The sequence below is a fragment of the Brachyspira hampsonii 30446 genome (genome assembly GCF_000316195.1).
Lineage (GTDB): Bacteria > Spirochaetota > Brachyspiria > Brachyspirales > Brachyspiraceae > Brachyspira > Brachyspira hampsonii_C.
In genome coordinates this window covers 524,086-544,653 of sequence record NZ_JH994111.1, presented here as the reverse complement: position 1 = coordinate 544,653, position 20,568 = coordinate 524,086, and the positions used below count along the sequence as shown (strand labels likewise).

The window sequence follows — 20,568 nt, the reverse complement described above, 5'->3', positions numbered from 1 at the left end:
CCCTAAAACAAAAAAACATTACTATTAGGATATAAGATTTTTGTAAATTGTCAAGTATGCAATATATATTTAATTATAAAGGACAATCAAATATACGGGCATTCCTAACATTTTCTAAATATCTAATAAATATATAAAAAATTATAGGATCAATCCTTACATCATATCCTAAAAAATTCTCATACATATAAGATATTACATCATTCACTATATTTCCCGCACTATCCTTAGATATTCTAGTATATAAACTATCATAGGAATCTACTATCTCCAAAGCTTTGGCAGGAAAATATGATAATGCAGTTAAATTATCAATATCATTAGCATCATAAGTTAATATATTTTCTATATTATTATAACTCTTATTAGCAAACTGTTTATTATACATATTTGTAAATATACCATATCCATTTCCATAATATTCATGATGAAGTCCTACTGTAGTATATGTATATTCATTCTGTGCCATACAGTATTTAAGCAAATTAAATCCTAATACAGCATGATTATCTCCTTCATTACTGCTGACTATAGGAATATTAGGAAGTATGTCTACAAGTGCTATATCATGCCAAAAAGCAGCCCTAGCATAATACTTTATCTCATTTTGCTCTATTTTTCTAAAACCTACTTTAGATATATCTTCTATTCTATCTGCTTTGGTAAGTAAATTATATTTTTTACCTATCTCATCATAATATGAATAATATTTCTTTTTATAATCTACTCTTAATTTAGAAGCTACGCCTCTTGATATCTCTTCATTATAATAATATAAAAACTCTACCATCATAACAAATACTCTGTTGCTATGGCATATTACATTATCATCTTTAAATGATGAAATATTATTGAATATAACTGCATCACTATGCTCTTTATCTAATATATTAACTATAGTACCTATAATATCTGCAAAAAGAAGATCATCTTTCTTAACATTTTGATAGTTTTTTAAATCTGATATATTATTCTGTTTTATATAATTCAAATGGTATATTAAATTTAATCTTTCTATAATGCCTATATCTGTTAGGATATTACCTATTAATTTCGCTAATTCCAAATCTATTTTATTATGTGTTATAAATAATTTTAATTTGTTAAATAGTTCTTTTAGATAATCTATTCTTTCTATATTTCTTATTGAAATTAATTCGTTAAAATGCTTATCATAATATTCTTTATCAGTTTCAAATTTGCAGTTCTTATACAATGAATAAAAAATATTAATATCATGTATATCTGCATGCTGTTTATTTAAATCTATAGTTAATTGATTGCCTATTATTGAAATTAATGATTTATCTACATAAATTGAAGATTTCTTAATATATTCAGATTCTTCTAATTGCAGTAAAACATCTTCTATTTGTTCATAAGGTACTACACTCAATATACCATCTTCATTAATAATAATAATATCCAACCTCATATCTTTTATGCTGTCAATATTATTCTTTATTTTCTGCAAATCTATTAAAGAATATTTTTTTAAATCTACTATCATATAACTATTCCATTAACAAATTATACTTGATAATATTTTATATTATTTTACATTAATTACTAGTTTATTTTTATTTTTTTAAATAATTATTTATGTTGATATTTATACAATTTTTGTTATATTTATAATGTAGCATTAAATAAAAATGAAAAAAGCAGTAATATTATTTATTCTTATTAGTACGGTATTGTTTCCACAAAGCAATTCTATTTCTAAAAAGTCAGTTGATTTTAATTATGACAATATAATAAATAAAATACATGTATTCAATAATTATATAGTAATGCATTTTGATTTATGCGAATATTGTAAAGAAGTAAATGGAACTATATCTATAAACTTTATAGATAAAATAGGATTAAATTTATATAATTACATGTTTTGCTGTAATGCTAATTAAAAAATAAAAACAAGAGGAAACATGAACAAGAAAATAATATTATTATTTTTAACAGTGTCTATTTTTGCATACGCTGATGGAATGTATATTGCACCAAATCAGCTGCCAAGTAATATACTTCAGTTTATAAAAACATATTTTCAAAATACGAATATCATTTATGCTGAAATGGACAGAAAAACTTATGAAATAGCTTTAGATAATGGAGTAGAAATAGAGTTCTTTAGAAATGGGGATTTAAAAGAAATAGAAGGAAATTATACCGCTTTGCCTTCAAATATACTTCCTAGGTCTGTAGCAAATACAGTAGCAAAAACCTATCCTAATACTGTAATAACTAAAATAAAAAAGAAATGGAATATATACGAAGTAAAGCTAAATAATATGATGGAGCTTTATATAGATGCCGGCAGCGGACAGCTTTTGGGTCAGAAATTTGATGATTAAAATAAAAAATGGAAAAAACATGATAAAAAAACAATATATAATCATATTATTTATAATATTAGCTATACCTCAAAATATTTATCCTATAATAAGACATGGACTTGATTTTAATGTTAATGTGCCTATAGGAATGGGTATAATGATTCCGCATGGAAGTATCCCACAATATAAACCATCAGGAAATGAAGTAAATTTTCAAGGTGGCGTTGGTATAGGATTAGGATACTACTTAGGGATAAGTGATTTAGTGAGTATGAGCTTCTTAGCTACTTTTTCTTATTCATATAATAAAACAAGTATACATAAAGATAATGTAAATATTAATTATATTTATGAATCTAGTTCACTTACTTTTGGGGGAATGCCTAAAGTTTATATAGGAAATTTCTCTTTAGGTTTAGATATAGGAATAAGACTGCCTGTAACACCTGCTCTTACAATACAATATAAAGGAAAAGATTATACTTCAAATAAACCTGGAACTCCTAGAACATATTTAAAGTTCGTAGCTGATTATAATATATTTTTCAGAGAGGATATGGCTATAGCTATTGGATTATACCTAGGTTATGATTGGGGATTTAATCTTAACAATATTGATTTACCTGATATTACAAAAGGTGAGGCGTATGGCAATTTAGATTTAGGTATACAAATAGCTTATAGATATGCTTCATTCTTCAGGTAGAAAATAATAAATTTTAAACCACGCGTTAAACTAGCTCTAAAAATAGAGATAAACAATAATAATAATGTAAACTATAAATTTTAATATTTTTTACCGCGTGCTGTTAAAGTGCATAAATTTAAAAAACGCTTGGGTGGGCATGCTTTTACAGTTTAAGTATTAAATATAAATAAAATTATTTACTTCAAATATAGTTATAAAGTTTAAAGGGCGGGATTTAAAATAAATTACAAAATAAAAAGGCTCAAGTATTAAAACTCAAGCCCTTTATTAAAGTTTTTGATAAACTAATTATTTCTAATCAGTTAAAAATCTTAATTATTTAAACATTTTTTATAATTTAAGCATTAATTTGCTCATTCTACTAGCAAATAATTTTGGGTCTTCAAGAGGAAGTCCTTCAAGTATACATGCTTCATCATATAAAAGCTCGCTGTATTCTTTGAAGAGATCTGAAACTTTATTTTCATTATATTCTTTTTCTATAGCTTTGAATACATCATGAGAAGTGTTAATCTCTAATACTCTCTCCGGCTTCATACCAAACATATTATTTCCTGTTTCAGCCAAAACTTTAGCCATATTAAAGCTGATAGAATCCTCTTTATTTGATAAACAAACAACACTTTCTTTAAGTCTGTTAGTTTCTCTTACTTCTGCAACTTTACCAGAACCTAATACATCTTTTATTGCATTAAGAACTTCTTTATTGGCACTGTCTTTGTTTTCATCTTTATTTTCAGAATTATCAGCCTGAAGTATAGAATGAAGTTTAGTACCGTCAAACTCTATCATCATGCTAATCATAAACTCATCTACTCTGTCAGTAAAGTATAACACTTCATAGCCTTTCTCTTTCATTCCTTCCATGTGAGGAAGTTTTTCTATAGCAGATTTATCCTTAGCAGCAGCATAATATATAAACTCCTGACCTTCTTTCATTCTTGATTTATATTCTGCTAATGTAGTATAATCTCCTTCTGCTGTACTAGAAGATTCAAATAATAAAAGATTTGCAAGTTTATCTTTTTTGCTGAAATCAGAGTATATTCCTATTTTTATAGATTCACCGAACTCTTTGAAGAATTTCTCATATCTTTTTCTATCGTTTTTAAGTATATTTTCTAAAGCATCTAAAATTTTCTTTTCAACATTAGAAGCTATTCTTTTTAATTGAGTGCTATGCTGCAAAATCTCTCTTGAAATATTAAGTGAGAAGTCTGGAGAATCAACTAATCCTCTTACAAATTTTAAATATTCAGGAAGTAAGTCTTTGCATTTACTCATTATAAATACATTTCTTGAATAAAGTTCAAGTCCTCTTTCAAAATCAGGGTGTAAGAAATTGAAAGGAGCTTTTGAAGGTATAAATAAAAGTGCAGTATATTCTATAGTACCTTCTGCTTTAGTATGTATAACCTCGAAAGGATCAGCATAATCATGAAAATGCTCTTTATAAAACTCATTATATTCTTCCGGCTTAACATCACTTTTTGATTTCTGCCATATACTTATCATAGAGTTTATAGTTTTTTCTTCATACTGCTGAACTTCATTTTCATCCTTTTTTGGTATAGGCATATCCATAACTATAGGATAATGAACATAATTAGAATATTTATGTATTAAACTCTCCAAAGTATATTTATTGCAGTAATCATCATCAATAAAACCATCTTCTTCTAATTTTTCATCTTTTCCTTTTAATTTTAAAATAATCTTAGTTCCTCTATCAGTTTTATCAATATCTTCTATAGAGTAAGATCCGTCTCCATTACTTTCCCAACGAACGCCTTTTTCACTGTCAACATGCTTTGTCTCTATTACAATATTATCAGCAACCATAAAAGCAGAGTAAAAACCAACCCCAAACTGCCCTATCAAATCAATACCGCTTTCTTTTGATGCTTCTTTATCTTTCTGTATCTTTTCTAAAAATGCCTTAGTACCGCTTCTTGCGATAGAACCTATATTATTGATAACATCTTCTCTAGTCATACCGATACCATTATCCTGAATGGTTAGAGTTCTGTTTTGTTCGTCTGTATCTATTTTTATTCTTAAATTATCTATATCTTTATATTTATCGCTGTTCGTTATAGATTCAAATCTTGCTTTGTCTAATGCATCGCTTGCATTTGAAATAAGCTCTCTTAAAAATATTTCTTTATGAGTGTATATAGAATGCACCATTAAATTTAATATTTGTTTAGTTTCGGCTTCAAAATTTAATATTTGTTTTTCTGCCATAATATAAACTCCTTAATTTAGTTATTATTCTTTAAAGGTTAAAGATTAAATATAAAAGTATTAAAGTGAATATATAAAGTCTAAATATATAAAAGCTAAAAATCAAAAAAGTAAAAAGTTTATGAATATTCTACAATTATAATAAAAATTTTAAAAAAAGCAAATATTTTATTATGATAAATTTTGATTATTTATATAATATTTTATATACTATATATCATAATAAGATATTTGGGTAAAAAAATGTATACTATTATAGAATTAATACTTCCGATATTTGTTTTGATAGCATTCGGTAAAATATTAAAACATTTCAATATAATCAGTAATGAAGGAATAAAAACTATAAAAAATTTGGCAGTTAATTTATTTCTTCCATTCACTTTTTTTAATATCATTATTCATGGCACATTTAATAAGGATTCTATAGTATTAATAATAGCTGGTTTTATAATTATATTTGCAGCATATTTATTAGGCTTCTTGTACAAACCATTATTTACAGATAATATAAAAAAATATGTACCTTATACAAATACCTGTATTGAAAGCGGAATGTTTGCTTTAGCTGTACTTAATATGATTATAGGTAAAGATAATCTCTTTCAAATAATACAAATGGATATGGTAAATAATATATTTGTTTTTACAGTAGTTACAACAGGATTAACTTTAATATCAGGAAATAAGCAAAGTGCTAAACAAATAATAAAATCTATATTCCAAAGCCCAATAATAATAAGCCTTATATTAGGTATAATAGGAGCTTTATTCAATTTAGGAGAAAAAATTGATAATTCAAATTTATCGTCTACATACAATAGAATAATATCTTTTTTAACAGAGCCTTTATCCCCTATGATATTAATATGTATAGGTGCCGAACTTGAATTTGAAATAGACATATTCAAAAAAGCAATTAAATTATTCTTTGTAAGATTTGCTACTATGGCTGTGTTAATATCATTAACTTTATTTGTTATGTCAAAAATTATAGTTGTAAATTCAATTCTTGTAAAGTCTATGATTATATATTTTCTCTCTCCATCGCCTTTCATACTATTAATGTACACCAATAATGATAAAATTAATAAATTTATATCCGGTTTCTTGTCGCTTCAAATTATAATGTCATTGATATTCTGTATAATTATTAGTTTTGTATAATTCTTAAAAATTAAAAAATAATAAAATTTTTAAAAAATGTTAGAATATACTAACAAATCTATTGACAATTTTTAAACTATATGTTAGAATACTCTAACAATAGGAGATTGAATGTTTGACAAATTAATTATTAACCATTGTGCACCTGCTTTATCAGGTATAAAAATAGCTAATATATTTACTTATGAATATAACAATAAAGAAGAACTTAATAAAAAAGTTTCTTTATATAATAATATTCTAAACAAAAGAGGTATAAATGTAGCTGTAATAAAATACTATGATAATAAGGCTGTAGTTTATGTTTATAACAAAAAAGCATTAGAAAATTATTTATCAGATGATAATATTTTTAAGTTTTTGAGAAATTACGGATATAAGTCAAAAAATACATATGAAAGTATAGGGATTTTGAAAAAAAGAATGCAGTATTCTAAAACTTTTCCCCATGAAATAGGTATATTTTTAGGCTATCCGCTTATAGATATAAACGGCTTTATAAACAACTATGGAAAAAATAGTTTATATACAGGATATTGGAAAGTGTATCATAATAAAAAGGAAGCTCTAAAAACTTTTGATAATTATAATAGATGCAGAAATTTTTATATAAATACATTTCTAAAAGGAAAGGGCATTTTGGAGATAATGGACGATTACAAACTTCATTATTTATAATAATAAAAATTGTTCGCTAAAAATATATAGCAAATGAATTTGCTATATGCTCACAATTTTTATATTTGGCTTTATAAATAAAAATTATTATTTATTACTAAGGAGGTAATAAGATGAGTAATAAAATAGGAATAATATATTGGAGCGGCACAGGTAATACTGAATTAATGGCTCAGAATGTAAAAAAAGGTATAGAAAATGCCGGAGGAGAGGCTGATATTTTCAGTGTATCTGACTTTGATGCTGCAAATATAAATAACTATTCAAAAATAGCATTAGGCTGTCCTGCTATGGGAGCAGAAGTTTTGGAAGAATCAGAATTTCAGCCTTTTTATGATTCTGTAAAAGGAAGTTTATCTGGTAAAAAAGTTGCATTATTTGGTTCTTATGACTGGGGCGACGGCGAATGGATGAGAACTTGGCAGGAAGATGTAAGTTCTGCAGGTGCTTCTTTAGTTAAAGACGGACTTATTGTCAATCTCACTCCAGATGATAATGCTGTAAGTGAATGTGTTAGTTTAGGCGAGGCATTGGTGAAAGCATAAGTAAAAATAAATCCTAAAACAAAAAAGAGGCATTAGCTTATAAAAAGTTAATGCCTCTTATTATTTCTTCTTATTTCTTCATTCAAACAAATTATAATATCTATAGAATATTTTATTAATAGAATTTAATATTAAAGACATTAGACTTGTTTCAAAACTCAAATTTTTAATATTTATGTTTTTTTAATTTAATATTTTTTTGATTATAGTTGGGGCTTCACAGTCGTGCACCGCTCTGCGTACTTCGTAAAACACCACTTCTTTTGTGACGCTGTCCGCCTTCGGTGTGGCACATACGAAGTACGCCTACGACGAGAAGCATACGAAGTACGCCTCACTGTGTGTGCCTACGGCAGGCGAAAGACTGCATATTTATATACTAAAATAATAATTTATAAAACATGTCAAACATTATTTTATAAATTATAAAATTACGAAATTTTTATATATAATCTTGTCAAGTAGTTTTGAAACAAGTCTATTAGTATAACAATAAAGTATAAATATCAAAGTAATTTATTCATTTAAAATATCTTCAATACTCACTTTTTCAATGCAAGGTTTTCCAATAGATTCCAAAAATACAAAATTGATTTTATCATCGCTTCTTTTTTTATCGAGTTTAATAGCCTCTTTCAAATCTATATTATCAGGTATAGTTACAGGCAAAGAACATGATGACAATATATTTTTAGCTCTTTCTAATATATTTTTATCTTTTGTTATAGATTTTCTAATACCGTACTCTATGGCAAAAATCATGCCGATAGAAACAGCCTCACCATGAAGCAGCACACCATAACCTGCAGCATTTTCCACACTATGCCCTATAGTATGCCCGAAGTTCAAAAACATTCTTTCTTTCTGTTCTTTATAGTCTATTTCTACAATATGAGCCTTTAATTCACAATTTCTTTTAAGTATATAATCCATATCTAATTCAGCATTATTATAACAGTGATCCTCTATAAGCTCTAAAAGTTTTTCATCAAATAAAAATGCATGCTTTATCACCTCAGCCATTCCTTCATTAAACTCCCTTTTAGGAAGACTTAATAAAGTATTGCTGTCTATTATAACAAGTTTAGGGCTATGAAAAGCACCTACTAAATTCTTACCCTCTTTTATATTAATTCCTGTTTTTCCGCCTACAGAAGAATCAACACATGCAAGCAAAGTAGTAGGAATCTGCACAAAATCAATACCCCTCATCCAAACAGCAGCAGCATATCCCGCCATATCCCCTACTACACCGCCGCCTAATGCTATTATTATATCTTTGCGGCTTAATTCATTTTTTGCCAATGATGAAAATATATTATTAATGCTTTCTATATTTTTATTTGATTCTCCATGAGTAAGAACGCATACAGAAGTGATAATATCTTCTTTTTCCAAACTTTTTTTTACTATATCAGTATAAAGTTTATTTACTATATCATCTGTAACTATTAAAGCTCTTTTTCCTCTTAGTATATTTTTTACTAATTTACCTGTATCTTTTATTAATCCATTTTGAACTAAAATATCATAATTAATATTTACATCATTTTTTATTTTTACTTCTACTTTATTCATAACATTAAAATCCATTATTTTTTTATATTTTAATATTATAAATCATTTTCAAAAATAAAAAAACATAAAATTATATTTTCTAATAACTAAAAAAAATTCTTATATTTTTATATAAGATTAATATAAAAAACAAACTTTCATAATATAAAAATCATATTTGAATATTTATAAACTTGACAATAAAAACTATTTTACTATAATTTAAAAGTCATTATTAGGAGTATATATAAATGAAAAGATTTATTATTTTATTATTAACAGTATTATTATCATCTTCTGTATTATTGTATACGCAAAGAAAAATAAATTCTATGGGTGTGGCACTTTATAGATATGATGACAGTTATATGAAATATTTAAAGCAATACATAGAAAAAAATATAAATAAAAATACTTCTCTGATTATGTCAGACTCTTACAATAGCCAATCAACTCAAAACGGTCAAATAGATATGTTCTTACAAAAAAATGTAAGTCTATTAGCTATAAATTTGGTAGATAAAACACAAGCTCAGAAAGTATTAGATAAAATAAGCATAAATAATAAACCTTTAATATTTTTTAATAGAGATCCCGGATTAGAAGTTCTAAAAACTTATGATAAAGTTTGGTATATAGGAGGAATAAGCGAAGAGGCAGGAAATGCTCAAGGCAGAGTAATAGTAGAAAGCTGGAAAGATAGAATGAATTGGGATAAAAATCAGGACGGAAAAATACAATGCGTAATATTAAAAGGCGATTTGAATGATAATGATACAATAAATAAAACAGAATACATGAAAAAATACATAGCTTCAAACAATATAAAATTAAATATTTTAGCAGAAGTTTCAGCCAATGGAAAAAGAAATGAAGCAGCAGAAGTAATGCAAAATATAATATATAAATACGGTGATAAAATAGAATACATTATATGCAATAATGATAATATGGCATTGGGAGCATTGGATACATTAAAAGAATTGGGATATAACAGCAGCAGCCGAATGCTAAATTATATTCCTATAGTTGGGATAGATGGAATACCTGAATGCTTGGAAGAAATAAATAATTATGGAATATTTGCAACAGTTATGCAGAACCCTTCTATACAAGCTCAGGCTTTATGTTCTGTTTCAAGCAATATTATAAATGGTAAATCCCCTTTGGAAGGGCTGCATTTCAATTTTTACAATAATAAATACATTGTTATACCATATATACCCGTAACTAAATATAATATAGATACTGCAATAAAAATATATAAATAAATTATATTTTTTCATAATTCAATTTGACTTATATATTTTTTTTTAATAAACTAGAATATTATTATATAAAAAATTGGAGTTTTTTATGAATAAAGCAATAGTTACTATTTTATCAATTTTATTGTTTATATCATTAATCAGCTGCAGCAATTCTTCAAAATCTGATAATAATGAAATAGAGATAGGTATTACTATTTACAGATATGATGATGCCTTTATTTCATTTATGAGAAGAAATATTGAAACTATGCTAAATGGAAAAGCTAAATTTATAATGAATGATTCAGAAAATGATCAAGCTAAACAAAATGATCAGGTAGATGCTGCTATTCAGAGAAATGTTAATGCATTAGCAATTAATTTAGTAGATTCCACATCAGCTAGTTTTATGATTAACAAAATAAAACCTACAGGAATACCTGTAATATTTTTTAATAAAGAGCCAAGTAAAGAAGATATGATGCTTTATGATAAGGCATGGTATGTAGGTACTTTAAGTGAGGAATCCGGAAATATACAAGGAGATATAGTGGTTAAATCTTGGCAGGCAAATCCTGCTTGGGATAAAAACGGAGACGGCAAAATTCAATATGTTCTATTGAAAGGAGAAGCAGGACACCCAGATGCAGAAGCCAGAACAGAGAGAATTAAAGCAGTATTAAATGATAATTCAATAGCTATAGATCAATTAGATGAATATACTGCTAATTGGGATATACTTCAGGCACAGACAGCTGCTGATTCATGGATAGAAAAATACGGAAACAGTATAGAGTTTATATTCTCAAATAATGATGCTATGGCTTTGGGAGCATTAAAATCTATTCAAAAACAAGGTTATAACATAGGAGACAGCAATAAATTTATACCAATAGTAGGAGTTGATGCTATTCCTGAAATAATAGAAGAAATTAAAAAAGGAACTGTAGTAGGTACTGTTTTACAAAGCCCTAAAGATCAGGCTAAAGCTGTGGTTGATATGGTTATTAATGCTGCAAATGGAAAAGATGTATTAAGCGGTACAGAATATAAACTAGATGATGTAAAAGCTGTAAGAGTGCCTTATAGAGCTATTACATTAGAAAATATAGATGAATCTGCTGAAGCATATAAATAATTTTTAATAATTATAAATTTAATTTTAATAAAAAAGGTAAGATATTAATTATATAATAGTATCTTACCTTTTATTTACTTTAATTATATACAAAAGACATTTACAAATAAAAATCAAAAATTTTAAACTATCATAACACTAAATCATAAATTGAAGCTTATATAAATATCAAAAATCAAAAGATCTGATTTTACTTGATTTAAGAAAATAAATTTATATACTAATTAATAGAGAATATTAATTAATTTAAGGAGTTTTCTAATATGAAAAAGTCACTTATAGTTATGGCAGCATTATTTATAATGTCTGCACTTTTTGTAGTATCTTGCGGCGGCGGAGCTTCTTCTTCCACAACTACTGACGGACCAACTATCGGAGTAACAATTTATCGTTATGATGATAACTTTATGTCTTTCTACAGAAGAAACATTGAAAGCAGAATCAGCGGAAAAGCTAATTTAATAATCAATGACTCACAAAATAACCAAGCTCAGCAAAATGACCAAGTTGATGTTATGCTTCAAAAAGATTCAAAAGCATTAGCTATTAACTTGGTAGACCCTCAGGCAGCTCAAACTATCATAGATAAAGCTAAAACTAAAAATATACCTGTAGTATTCTTTAACAAACAGCCTAGTGCTGAAGCTATGGCTAGTTATGATAAAACTTGGTATGTAGGTACTACTCCTGAAGAATCAGGCGATATGCAAGGAAAAATAGTTGTAGATACTTGGAAAAATAATCCTGCTTGGGATAAAAATGGCGACGGTATTATACAATATGCTTTATTAAAAGGCGAACCAGGACACCCAGATGCTGAAGCTAGAACTAGCCATGTTACTTTATATATTACTAACAATGGTCTTCAAGTAGAAAGATTAGAAGAACAAACAGCTATGTGGGATACTGCAAAAGCTAAAGATATAGTAGATGCTTGGATACAAAAATATGGTGATAAACTTGAATATATTTTCTGTAACAATGATGCTATGGCTTTAGGTGCTTTACAATCTATACAGGCTTTAGGATATAATAAAGAAGGTGATAATACTAAATTTATACCTATAGTTGGTGTTGATGCTATTCCTGATATGATCAATGAAATCAAAAAAGGAACTGTAGTAGGTTCTGTTCTTAATGACCCAGTTGGACAATCTCAGGCTTTAGTTGACATTACTTTAAATGTTGCTGCTGGAAAAGATCCATTAGATGGTACTACTTGGACTTTAGACGAAGTTAAAGCAGTTCGCGTTCCTTATGTACCTATAACTAAAGATAATATAAATGTTGCTGAAGAAGCTTATAAATAATAATTAATTTGCTATAAAACAGGGATATTAATATATTTTTAATATCCCTGTTTGTTAATTATCTATATAGTATTGTATTAGCAGAGTTTGAAAATAAAGGTTTTATAAATATGGATAATAAAAAAATTGTTCTTGAAATGAAAGGTATTTCAAAGTCTTTTCCGGGTGTTAAGGCATTAGATGATGTTAAGCTCACTGTAAGAGAAGGAGAAGTAGTTGCTCTTATGGGAGAAAACGGAGCCGGAAAATCTACTTTGATGAAATGTTTATTTGGTATTTATCGTAAAGATTCAGGACATATATTCTTAGATGGTAAAGAAATTAACTTTATATCTCCTAAACAAGCTTTAAATAATGGTGTAGCCATGGTGCACCAAGAACTTAATCAAGTTAGGCAAAGAAATATACAGGATAATATATGGCTTGGAAAATATCCTACCAAATATGGTGTTATTATTGACGAAAAGAAGATGTATGATGATACTAAGGCTATTTTTGATGATTTAGAAATACCTCTGGATCCCAGAACAAAAGTATCTACATTATCTGTATCAGAAATGCAGATGGTGGAGATAGCAAAAGCAGTTTCGTATAATTCCAAAATATTGGTATTAGATGAGCCTACAAGTTCTCTTACAGAAAAAGAAGTTGCTAAATTATTTAAAATCATTAGAAAACTTCAAAGCAGAGGCGTAGGTATGATTTACATATCACATAAAATGGAAGAAATACTGCAAATCTCTGATGAAGTTACTATAATGAGAGATGGTAAATATGTTGCCACTACTCCTGCTAAAGAATTAACTACCGATATGATTATTAAGCAGATGGTAGGAAGAGATTTAACTAATCGTTTCCCTGAAAAAACAAATGTTCCGGGAGAGGATATATTAGAAATAAAAGATTTTACTGCATTTTATCAGCCTTCCCTTAAAGAAGTTAATTTCAATGTAAGAAAAGGCGAGGTATTTGGTATTGCAGGACTTGTAGGAGCAAAAAGGACTGAAGTATTAGAAAGTATATTCGGCATGCGTACTTTGTCTTCAGGACATGTTGTAAAAATGAATCATGAAGTTAATAATTCTTCTACAAGAAAAGCTATAAAAAATGGCTTTGCTTTAGTTACTGAAGAGAGAAGACAAACAGGCATATTCGGTATGCTGTCCATCAATTTTAATTCTACTATAGCAAATATAGACAGTTACAAAAATAAATTTGGATTTTTGGACAATAAAAAAATGCATGAAGATACTAAATGGGTTATAGACAGTATGCAGGTAAAGACCCCTTCTGAAAAAACAGCTATACAGTCATTATCCGGAGGAAATCAGCAAAAAGTTATATTAGGAAGATGGCTTTTAAGCAAACCTGATATTCTTATGCTTGATGAACCTACAAGAGGTATTGATGTGGGTGCTAAATATGATATATACAGACTTATTATTGATTTGGCTACTGTTGGAAAAGCTGTAATAGTTGTAAGTTCGGAGATGCCGGAATTGCTTGGAATAACTGACAGAATCATGGTTATGAGTAATGGAAGAGTTGCTGGTATAGTTGAAACTAAAAATACTAATCAGGAAGAAATTATGGCATTGTCTGCTAAATATTTATAATTTTAATCGAAAGGACGGATTATGGACACTAATAAAATAAACATTAAAAATATTAAATCATTTATATTAAACAATGCTATATTTGCAGCATTACTCTTAATACTTATAGGTATTATCATTAAAGACCCTAGTTTCTTCAAATTGAGTAATTTCTTAAATATATTTGCTCAGGCTTCTACTCGTATGATAATAGCTGTAGGAGTAGGCACACTTCTTGTAACTCAAGGTAATGACTTAGGAGCAGGAAGAGCTGTAGGGCTTGCTGCGGTTGTAAGTGCTTCACTTTTACAATCTCCTTCTAACCCTACTAGAATGTATCCGGATTTACCTATGCTTCCGGTTATACTTCCTATACTTTTAGTTATGCTTATACTTATGGTATTCGGATTTATAAATGGTTTTATCATTTCTAAACTTTATGTAACTCCATTTATTGCTACTTTAGGTATGCAGCTTATACTTTATGGTGTAACTAGTACTTATTTTGACAGACCTCCTTATGGTGCTCAGCCTATCGGAGGACTTGATCCTAGATTTACTAATCTTGCTTTGGGAGGTATAAAAATAGGAAACTATACTATTTCATACCTAATTATATTTGCTGTCATAATAACCGCAATTATGTGGGTAATATGGAATAAAACCAAATTAGGTAAAAATATATTTGCTGTGGGAGGAAACCCTGAAGCTGCTGCTGTAAGCGGTGTAAATATTCCTCTTACTCTTATGATAGTTTATACTATGGCTGGTGCTTTATATGGTATAGCTGGTTCATTAGAGGTTGCCCGTGTTGGTTCTGCTACTAACAATTTGGGTAATGGTTATGAGCTTGATGCTATTGCTGCTTGTGTAGTTGGAGGAGTTTCATTCTCTGGAGGTATAGGCTCTATCTTAGGTATTGTATCTGGGGTTTTAATATTCCAAGTTATTAACTATGGTATGACATTCGTTGGTATTTCTCCATATATGCAGTACATAATTAAGGGTGCTATCATAATTGCAGCTGTTGCAGTTGATACGCAAAAATATTTGAAAAAAGTGTGATAGGGTTTTATTATGGAATATGATAATAACGATCCTTTTAGGAGAGAATTTAATAAAAAGGAAACTAAAAAAAGAACTTTGAAATCTTGGATATTCTTGGGTTTCATAGTAATGATATTTTTAGTTGCTGAGTTTATAAGGTATATTGCTAGTTTAATATATCGTTAAATAGAAAAGGCTGTACTTATTAATATTTTTAAGTACAGCCTTTTTAATTTTTATTTCATTTAATCTTCTATTTCTTCATAAACAAGAGGTTCATCTATAAATCTTGTATATATTATAAGTTTATTTCCTTCTACTTTGAATGAGTATGCTGTTTGAAGTATAGAAATATAATCTCCCTCTATTCTTCTTTTTTCTACTGTATCCGTTTTTCTTGTAGTTTTTATCATATCTATTGAAATCAACTCTCCATTAATTGTACAATTTGCATAGTAATCATTTATAGCAGATTTTCCATAGATTTTTCCATCATCTATACTTATGGTAATATTTGAAGCGGGATGCATACTTATAAGATGATAAACCTTAATTTTTTCTTCTATTATGGGATCTTCAGATATAGAAACCATATTATGAGCACATGATATAAATAAGAATATCACTAATATAATGTTTAAATATAAAAATCTTTTCAAAATTAAAATAGAGTAAGCTCCCCTTCTTTACTTCCGCCGCCGCTAAGATCTTCAAATGTATCCATTGAGCCTGAATTATTATCAAATGCTCCTGAAGAGTTGCCTTTAAGTATATCTTCAAATATAGGAGAACTTATAAGTCTAGTATAGGCTTGATTAGCATTCTTCTCAAATTGTATATTAGGATTAGCTTTGATTGCATGTGTTAAAAGAAGCTTAGCAAAACCATTTCTTCTATATGGGTAATTCATATATATATATTTCAATACACCCTCTTTATTTATATAATAATATCCATTTATTCTTCCATCTATAGTAAGAAGCCCTATATTGGTATTATTCGTATAAAGGATTTTATTAAAATAAGGCTCAACAAAAACTTCTTCTTTATTATCTTTTATTTTTATATTATGTATAAAATTTTGTAATTCATTTCTGTATATGCTGTTATATTCTATAACTACTACAGAAGGGTATTCTTCATGTTCTATGATTACCGGCGGCATAATTTAATCCCCCTAAAATTAATATATCTAATTTTAAAATATCGGCAATAATAAAAAATTATATAATTCTTTATTGACTATTTTTTATTTGTAATATAGTCTTATTATATAAATATAATAAAAAAATACAAATTAATCCCAATGTTTTTAAAAAATAAACTATTTTATCAAAAACAAAAAGAAATATTAATTGCATTTCTAAAAAGAGTCTTAGATTTTTTACCTAGTGTATTAGTGGGACTTTTTATAATGATATTGTCAACTAATCTATTTGGAAGAGAGAATTCAACAATAGGTGTAATTTCTATATTTATATGTGCTTTAATGCGTCAAAGTTTTACAATAGAGAGTTTTCCTGCTGTATCTTTTAGAATACTTTTATTAGGGCTTTTGGCTACCATAGCAGAACAAAATTTATTCCTTACTATATCACTTAATTTTATAGTGCCGTTTTCTATAGTATATTTGCTTTCAGATGATTTTGTACCTAGAAATTACTTTATATACGGCTTTACTTATGTTATTTTGCAGGCATATAACATACCTATATCATATATACACTTAAGAATGGAAGCTATACTAACAGCTTTACTCATAATATTTATATTCTTAGTAATAAATAAATTTTTAACTAAACATAAATTATCTAATAATTTGGCTTGCAGAACAATAGAAACCATAAATAAAAAAATATCATCATTATATAATAAAACATGCTCGTTAAATAAAAAAGATGATTTATTTCCTATTATAAATGAATATACTACTGCCATATATGTAGATACATTAAAAAGACATAATACTATGAATAATAGAAATATTAATCATTTTCAGCTTGTTTTATTTTTGGAAGAAATAAATTTATTAATAGATAAAGAACATCAGAATATTATTAATTTTACAGATAATGATTCAGAATATTTTATGATGCTTTCAAAAATTTTAGATAGAATATCTAATTTATTAAAAAAAGATATATCAAAGCATGAAGAAGAATACAATAGTATAATTAGTGCTATAAATTATTTTAATGATAATTATTTTTTAAGTGATGAAAAAAGTAATTATGAATGGATATATACTATATCTAAATTGAAAAATATATTATCTAATATGTTTGAAAATAAAAAAGATGAATTTGAAATAACAAAATTATTTAATTTAAAATTTATAAGATTAAAGAAAGAGTTCAATATCAATAAATGCCATTTTAGATTCTCCCTAAAAATGGGAATCATAATGTGCATATCATTTACTATTAGATATTTTTTACCGGAAGAAATAGCAATAAGAGGTTATTGGCTTCCTATTTTATCATATATAATGCTCTATCCATTTTATGAGGAACAGAAACATAATTTAAAAATAAATGTATTAGGAAACTTTATAGGAGTATTTATATTCTCAGTTTTTTTCAAGTATATACCTTATGATATGATTATTCCTGCTATAGGGGTATGCTTTATATTATCCCTTGCATCTATTAATGACTTTTTAAAAAAAATATACGGTACAATTTCAGCATTAATATCATCATTTCCGTATATGCCGAAATTGATGTCAGCTTCATCAAGACTAGGATTTATAATAATGGCTCTTTCTATTGTATGGGTATTTGACCATTTTATTATAAGAACTGAAAGTCATAAAGGCATGGTAGATAAAATAAGCGAACTTATAGAAATAGATACTATAATAATAAATCAAATGAGAAAGGCTATAAATAATGAAACTACATCTCAGTATCTATATGAAATACTATTAAAAGCATACATGATAAAAAACAATATTATAATACATGAAAAAAACCAAACAAGATATAAAGGGACTCCTATAACAGACTCTTTAATAGAAAGCAATAGAAAATTTATAGTTGAGGCAGAACAATTAATACATCTTATGAAAAAATATAATAGACCTGAAGATAAAAATAATATACTAATATTCATTGAAAATATTTCAAATACTTTAGAAAACACTGCTAAATTATTTAAAAATGAAATTAATGATTATAACAGCGAAGAAAAAAAGAAAAATATTATAAAAACAGATTCATATATATTTTACAGATTAGAAAATTGTTTTGACAGCATAAACTCTATTAACGATTCAATCAAAAACAATATAGATAATATATTATAATTTTTATATAAACTTATAATCATTAGAGAAATTAAAAGTAACAGAAACAAATATATCATTCATTTGTATATCATTATCGTTTTGCATAGCCTCATATATTATATGATAAGAATTGCTGATATGAACTAATTCATTAAAACTTTCTTTTTTAAAAATTTTATTTGAAAATCCGTCTATCAAAGAATCTTCAATATATCCATAGCTTGTAAATTGTGTTTTCAATACATTATAATGATTATTTCCTATATTAACATCTACCCTATCATTAAAAACAGCATCTTTAAAAGCATATTCCGCACATATTTCAGGTACAAAATTTATCATTTCTTCTATTATATTATTATCAGATATTAAATTTTTTATATTTTTAATAAAGTTATCATAATTAAAACCGCATTTTTCAAATTCTAATACATATTCCATAACAAAATACTCAATTTCTTCCTTTGTATATGGATATTTTATATATGTAGTATCCGACTGAAGTATGAAGAAAAACTGCTTTATAGAAAAGAACTCTCCATTATTATCCCATTTAATAATCTCATTTTGAACACAGTTTTCTAATGTTTTATTTTGAATATTATTTATCGTACACTCTACTATAATGTCATCATTAGGCATTTTGGCAGCATAAGTCTTTATAAAACTTACTCTATTATTTGAAAGTATAAAAGGAACTTCTTTACATATGCAATTCCATAAAAAACTAGAATATCCGTTTTTATCATCAAAGCCAATATAATCATTATAAAAATCTTCTTTGTCATCTATATTTCCAAGACCTAATATAGGACTTTCGCATACTGTAAAAATCTTTTTATTACCTAATATTGAAGTTTCTATATCATGATGATGTATGCCTGAAAGAAAATCCAATATACCATGCAAAGCACAATACACAAAATTATCAGAAGATAACTCTATTGCCTTATACTCATCAGAAGCTATGCTAGAAGAAGATTCAAAAAAAACATTATCAAAAAGAGGAGCTTTAACATAAAAATATATTGTGCATAATATACTTTTTTTCTTTTCAAGCTGCACTATTTTAGGCTCAATAGTAATATCATAACTCAAAAATTTAATGCAGTCATTTTCTATTTCGTTTTGATGCTCTATAGTAGTATGAAGCCTATTTAATAGTATATCTTTATGATTATTCATTTAGCACCATTTTTAATATTTCATTAATAGACAATGGGCTGAAATTATGAATATCACATGCAATATTGAATGCTAAATTATGATATTTTTTATCTTTATGCCAATGTCCATGTATCAGCATAGTATTATTATAATAGCCCTCCCATTCCAATATAGGATAATGGAATAAAACTATTTTTTTAATAATACTGCTGTAATTTTTTATATCTAAAATATAATAGTCTTTAATAAATTTAAATAGATTTCTATCAAATTTATTATTATTTAAAAATTTATCATTATTACCTTTTATAAGGTATTTATTACCATTTAATAATTTTAATAACTCCGCAGTTTTTAAATATCCTCTATCATTGGAAAAATCGCCTACTATATATACATCATCTTCTTTACTTATTTTTTCATTCCATTTATTTATTAAATAATTATGCATATCTTGATAATCATCAAATACATTTTTTCTGCTTGAAGGCATATAAAAAAAGTGAGTATCTGAAATAAAATATATCATA

General features: G+C 26.7%; 20 protein-coding genes. 13 read left to right on the top strand and 7 right to left on the bottom strand.

Annotation, left to right across the window (positions count from 1 at the left end):
• Positions 1 to 73: 73 nt before the first annotated feature.
• On the bottom strand, positions 74 to 1,510 hold the full coding sequence (locus A966_RS07270) for a hypothetical protein (RefSeq protein WP_008724119.1): 1,437 nt from the start codon (positions 1,508 to 1,510) through the stop codon (positions 74 to 76).
• Between the two features lie 145 nt (positions 1,511 to 1,655).
• Between A966_RS07270 and A966_RS07265 the strand changes: the two genes are divergently transcribed.
• The 3 genes from A966_RS07265 to A966_RS07255 are packed head-to-tail and all read left to right on the top strand — an operon-like array spanning position 1,656 to position 3,045.
• A complete protein-coding gene (locus tag A966_RS07265) occupies positions 1,656 to 1,910 on the top strand; it encodes a hypothetical protein (protein WP_008724117.1) in 255 nt (84 codons plus the stop codon).
• Between the two features lie 21 nt (positions 1,911 to 1,931).
• Positions 1,932 to 2,357: a PepSY-like domain-containing protein gene (locus tag A966_RS07260; protein WP_008724115.1), complete on the top strand. Its 426-nt coding sequence runs from the start codon at positions 1,932 to 1,934 to the stop codon at positions 2,355 to 2,357.
• A gap of 19 nt (positions 2,358 to 2,376) precedes the next feature.
• Positions 2,377 to 3,045, top strand: a complete 669-nt coding sequence (locus A966_RS07255; RefSeq protein ID WP_039955714.1) for a hypothetical protein — start codon at positions 2,377 to 2,379, stop codon at positions 3,043 to 3,045.
• A gap of 333 nt (positions 3,046 to 3,378) precedes the next feature.
• Here A966_RS07255 and htpG read toward each other — a convergent pair whose 3' ends face one another.
• The gene (gene htpG / locus A966_RS07250) at positions 3,379 to 5,295 is read right to left on the bottom strand and encodes a molecular chaperone HtpG (protein WP_008724111.1); all 1,917 of its coding nucleotides are present in this window, start codon (positions 5,293 to 5,295) and stop codon (positions 3,379 to 3,381) included.
• 243 nt (positions 5,296 to 5,538) lie between these two features.
• On the opposite strand from htpG, the gene A966_RS07245 reads away from it, so the two are divergent.
• From A966_RS07245 to A966_RS07235, 3 genes are all read left to right on the top strand, one after another.
• Positions 5,539 to 6,462, top strand: a complete 924-nt coding sequence (locus tag A966_RS07245; RefSeq protein ID WP_008724109.1) for an AEC family transporter — start codon at positions 5,539 to 5,541, stop codon at positions 6,460 to 6,462.
• 111 nt (positions 6,463 to 6,573) lie between these two features.
• A complete protein-coding gene (locus A966_RS07240) occupies positions 6,574 to 7,140 on the top strand; it encodes a DUF3793 family protein (RefSeq protein WP_008724108.1) in 567 nt (188 codons plus the stop codon).
• Positions 7,141 to 7,253: 113 nt separating this feature from the next.
• A complete protein-coding gene (locus tag A966_RS07235) occupies positions 7,254 to 7,685 on the top strand; it encodes a flavodoxin (RefSeq protein ID WP_008724106.1) in 432 nt (143 codons plus the stop codon).
• Positions 7,686 to 8,201: 516 nt separating this feature from the next.
• Here A966_RS07235 and aroB read toward each other — a convergent pair.
• Entirely contained in the window at positions 8,202 to 9,263 is a 1,062-nt protein-coding gene (aroB, locus tag A966_RS07230) for a 3-dehydroquinate synthase (RefSeq protein WP_008724104.1), read from the bottom strand.
• A gap of 230 nt (positions 9,264 to 9,493) precedes the next feature.
• Here aroB and A966_RS07225 point away from each other — a divergent pair, with 230 nt between their 5' ends.
• The 6 genes from A966_RS07225 to A966_RS13595 all read left to right on the top strand — a co-directional run bounded on the left by A966_RS07225 (position 9,494) and on the right by A966_RS13595 (position 15,768).
• Entirely contained in the window at positions 9,494 to 10,513 is a 1,020-nt protein-coding gene (locus A966_RS07225) for a galactose ABC transporter substrate-binding protein (RefSeq protein WP_008724103.1), read from the top strand.
• 85 nt (positions 10,514 to 10,598) lie between these two features.
• Entirely contained in the window at positions 10,599 to 11,630 is a 1,032-nt protein-coding gene (locus tag A966_RS07220) for a galactose ABC transporter substrate-binding protein (RefSeq protein WP_008724101.1), read from the top strand.
• Positions 11,631 to 11,893: 263 nt separating this feature from the next.
• Positions 11,894 to 12,940, top strand: a complete 1,047-nt coding sequence (locus tag A966_RS07215; protein WP_008724099.1) for a galactose ABC transporter substrate-binding protein — start codon at positions 11,894 to 11,896, stop codon at positions 12,938 to 12,940.
• A gap of 110 nt (positions 12,941 to 13,050) precedes the next feature.
• Positions 13,051 to 14,556, top strand: coding sequence for a galactose/methyl galactoside ABC transporter ATP-binding protein MglA (gene mglA / locus A966_RS07210; RefSeq protein ID WP_008724097.1), 1,506 nt, complete (start codon positions 13,051 to 13,053; stop codon positions 14,554 to 14,556).
• Between the two features lie 21 nt (positions 14,557 to 14,577).
• A complete protein-coding gene (gene mglC / locus A966_RS07205; protein ID WP_008724095.1) occupies positions 14,578 to 15,600 on the top strand; it encodes a galactose/methyl galactoside ABC transporter permease MglC in 1,023 nt (340 codons plus the stop codon).
• 12 nt (positions 15,601 to 15,612) lie between these two features.
• Positions 15,613 to 15,768 (top strand): hypothetical protein, encoded by a 156-nt coding sequence (locus tag A966_RS13595; protein WP_008724093.1) that lies wholly within the window; start codon positions 15,613 to 15,615, stop codon positions 15,766 to 15,768.
• A 59-nt stretch (positions 15,769 to 15,827) separates the two neighbouring features.
• On the opposite strand, the gene A966_RS07200 is transcribed toward A966_RS13595, so the two are convergent.
• Positions 15,828 to 16,241, bottom strand: a complete 414-nt coding sequence (locus A966_RS07200; protein ID WP_008724091.1) for an META domain-containing protein — start codon at positions 16,239 to 16,241, stop codon at positions 15,828 to 15,830.
• Positions 16,242 to 16,243: 2 nt separating this feature from the next.
• Positions 16,244 to 16,747: a hypothetical protein gene (locus A966_RS07195; RefSeq protein WP_008724089.1), complete on the bottom strand. Its 504-nt coding sequence runs from the start codon at positions 16,745 to 16,747 to the stop codon at positions 16,244 to 16,246.
• Positions 16,748 to 16,888: 141 nt separating this feature from the next.
• Here A966_RS07195 and A966_RS07190 point away from each other — a divergent pair, with 141 nt between their 5' ends.
• Positions 16,889 to 18,889 (top strand): FUSC family protein, encoded by a 2,001-nt coding sequence (locus A966_RS07190; protein ID WP_039955598.1) that lies wholly within the window; start codon positions 16,889 to 16,891, stop codon positions 18,887 to 18,889.
• A gap of 3 nt (positions 18,890 to 18,892) precedes the next feature.
• Here A966_RS07190 and A966_RS07185 read toward each other — a convergent pair whose 3' ends face one another.
• On the bottom strand, positions 18,893 to 20,056 hold the full coding sequence (locus A966_RS07185; RefSeq protein ID WP_008724085.1) for a DUF6348 family protein: 1,164 nt from the start codon (positions 20,054 to 20,056) through the stop codon (positions 18,893 to 18,895).
• Positions 20,049 to 20,567, bottom strand: a complete 519-nt coding sequence (locus tag A966_RS07180) for a metallophosphoesterase family protein (protein WP_008724083.1) — start codon at positions 20,565 to 20,567, stop codon at positions 20,049 to 20,051. The genes A966_RS07185 and A966_RS07180 overlap by 8 nt, the downstream gene beginning before the upstream one ends.
• Between the last annotated feature and the right edge of the window lies 1 nt (position 20,568).

Bases quoted from the DNA above. Each gene is read 5' to 3' on its own strand.
- A966_RS07270 (WP_008724119.1), bottom strand. From the start codon at position 1,510: ATGATAGTAGATTTAAAAAAATATTCTTTAATAGATTTGCAGAAAATA.
- A966_RS07265 (WP_008724117.1), top strand. From the start codon at position 1,656: ATGAAAAAAGCAGTAATATTATTTATTCTTATTAGTACGGTATTGTTT.
- A966_RS07260 (WP_008724115.1), top strand. From the start codon at position 1,932: ATGAACAAGAAAATAATATTATTATTTTTAACAGTGTCTATTTTTGCA.
- A966_RS07255 (WP_039955714.1), top strand. From the start codon at position 2,377: ATGATAAAAAAACAATATATAATCATATTATTTATAATATTAGCTATA.
- htpG (WP_008724111.1), bottom strand. From the start codon at position 5,295: ATGGCAGAAAAACAAATATTAAATTTTGAAGCCGAAACTAAACAAATA.
- A966_RS07245 (WP_008724109.1), top strand. From the start codon at position 5,539: ATGTATACTATTATAGAATTAATACTTCCGATATTTGTTTTGATAGCA.
- A966_RS07240 (WP_008724108.1), top strand. From the start codon at position 6,574: ATGTTTGACAAATTAATTATTAACCATTGTGCACCTGCTTTATCAGGT.
- A966_RS07235 (WP_008724106.1), top strand. From the start codon at position 7,254: ATGAGTAATAAAATAGGAATAATATATTGGAGCGGCACAGGTAATACT.
- aroB (WP_008724104.1), bottom strand. From the start codon at position 9,263: ATGAATAAAGTAGAAGTAAAAATAAAAAATGATGTAAATATTAATTAT.
- A966_RS07225 (WP_008724103.1), top strand. From the start codon at position 9,494: ATGAAAAGATTTATTATTTTATTATTAACAGTATTATTATCATCTTCT.
- A966_RS07220 (WP_008724101.1), top strand. From the start codon at position 10,599: ATGAATAAAGCAATAGTTACTATTTTATCAATTTTATTGTTTATATCA.
- A966_RS07215 (WP_008724099.1), top strand. From the start codon at position 11,894: ATGAAAAAGTCACTTATAGTTATGGCAGCATTATTTATAATGTCTGCA.
- mglA (WP_008724097.1), top strand. From the start codon at position 13,051: ATGGATAATAAAAAAATTGTTCTTGAAATGAAAGGTATTTCAAAGTCT.
- mglC (WP_008724095.1), top strand. From the start codon at position 14,578: ATGGACACTAATAAAATAAACATTAAAAATATTAAATCATTTATATTA.
- A966_RS13595 (WP_008724093.1), top strand. From the start codon at position 15,613: ATGGAATATGATAATAACGATCCTTTTAGGAGAGAATTTAATAAAAAG.
- A966_RS07195 (WP_008724089.1), bottom strand. From the start codon at position 16,747: ATGCCGCCGGTAATCATAGAACATGAAGAATACCCTTCTGTAGTAGTT.
- A966_RS07190 (WP_039955598.1), top strand. From the start codon at position 16,889: ATGTTTTTAAAAAATAAACTATTTTATCAAAAACAAAAAGAAATATTA.
- A966_RS07185 (WP_008724085.1), bottom strand. From the start codon at position 20,056: ATGAATAATCATAAAGATATACTATTAAATAGGCTTCATACTACTATA.
- A966_RS07180 (WP_008724083.1), bottom strand. From the start codon at position 20,567: ATGATATATTTTATTTCAGATACTCACTTTTTTTATATGCCTTCAAGC.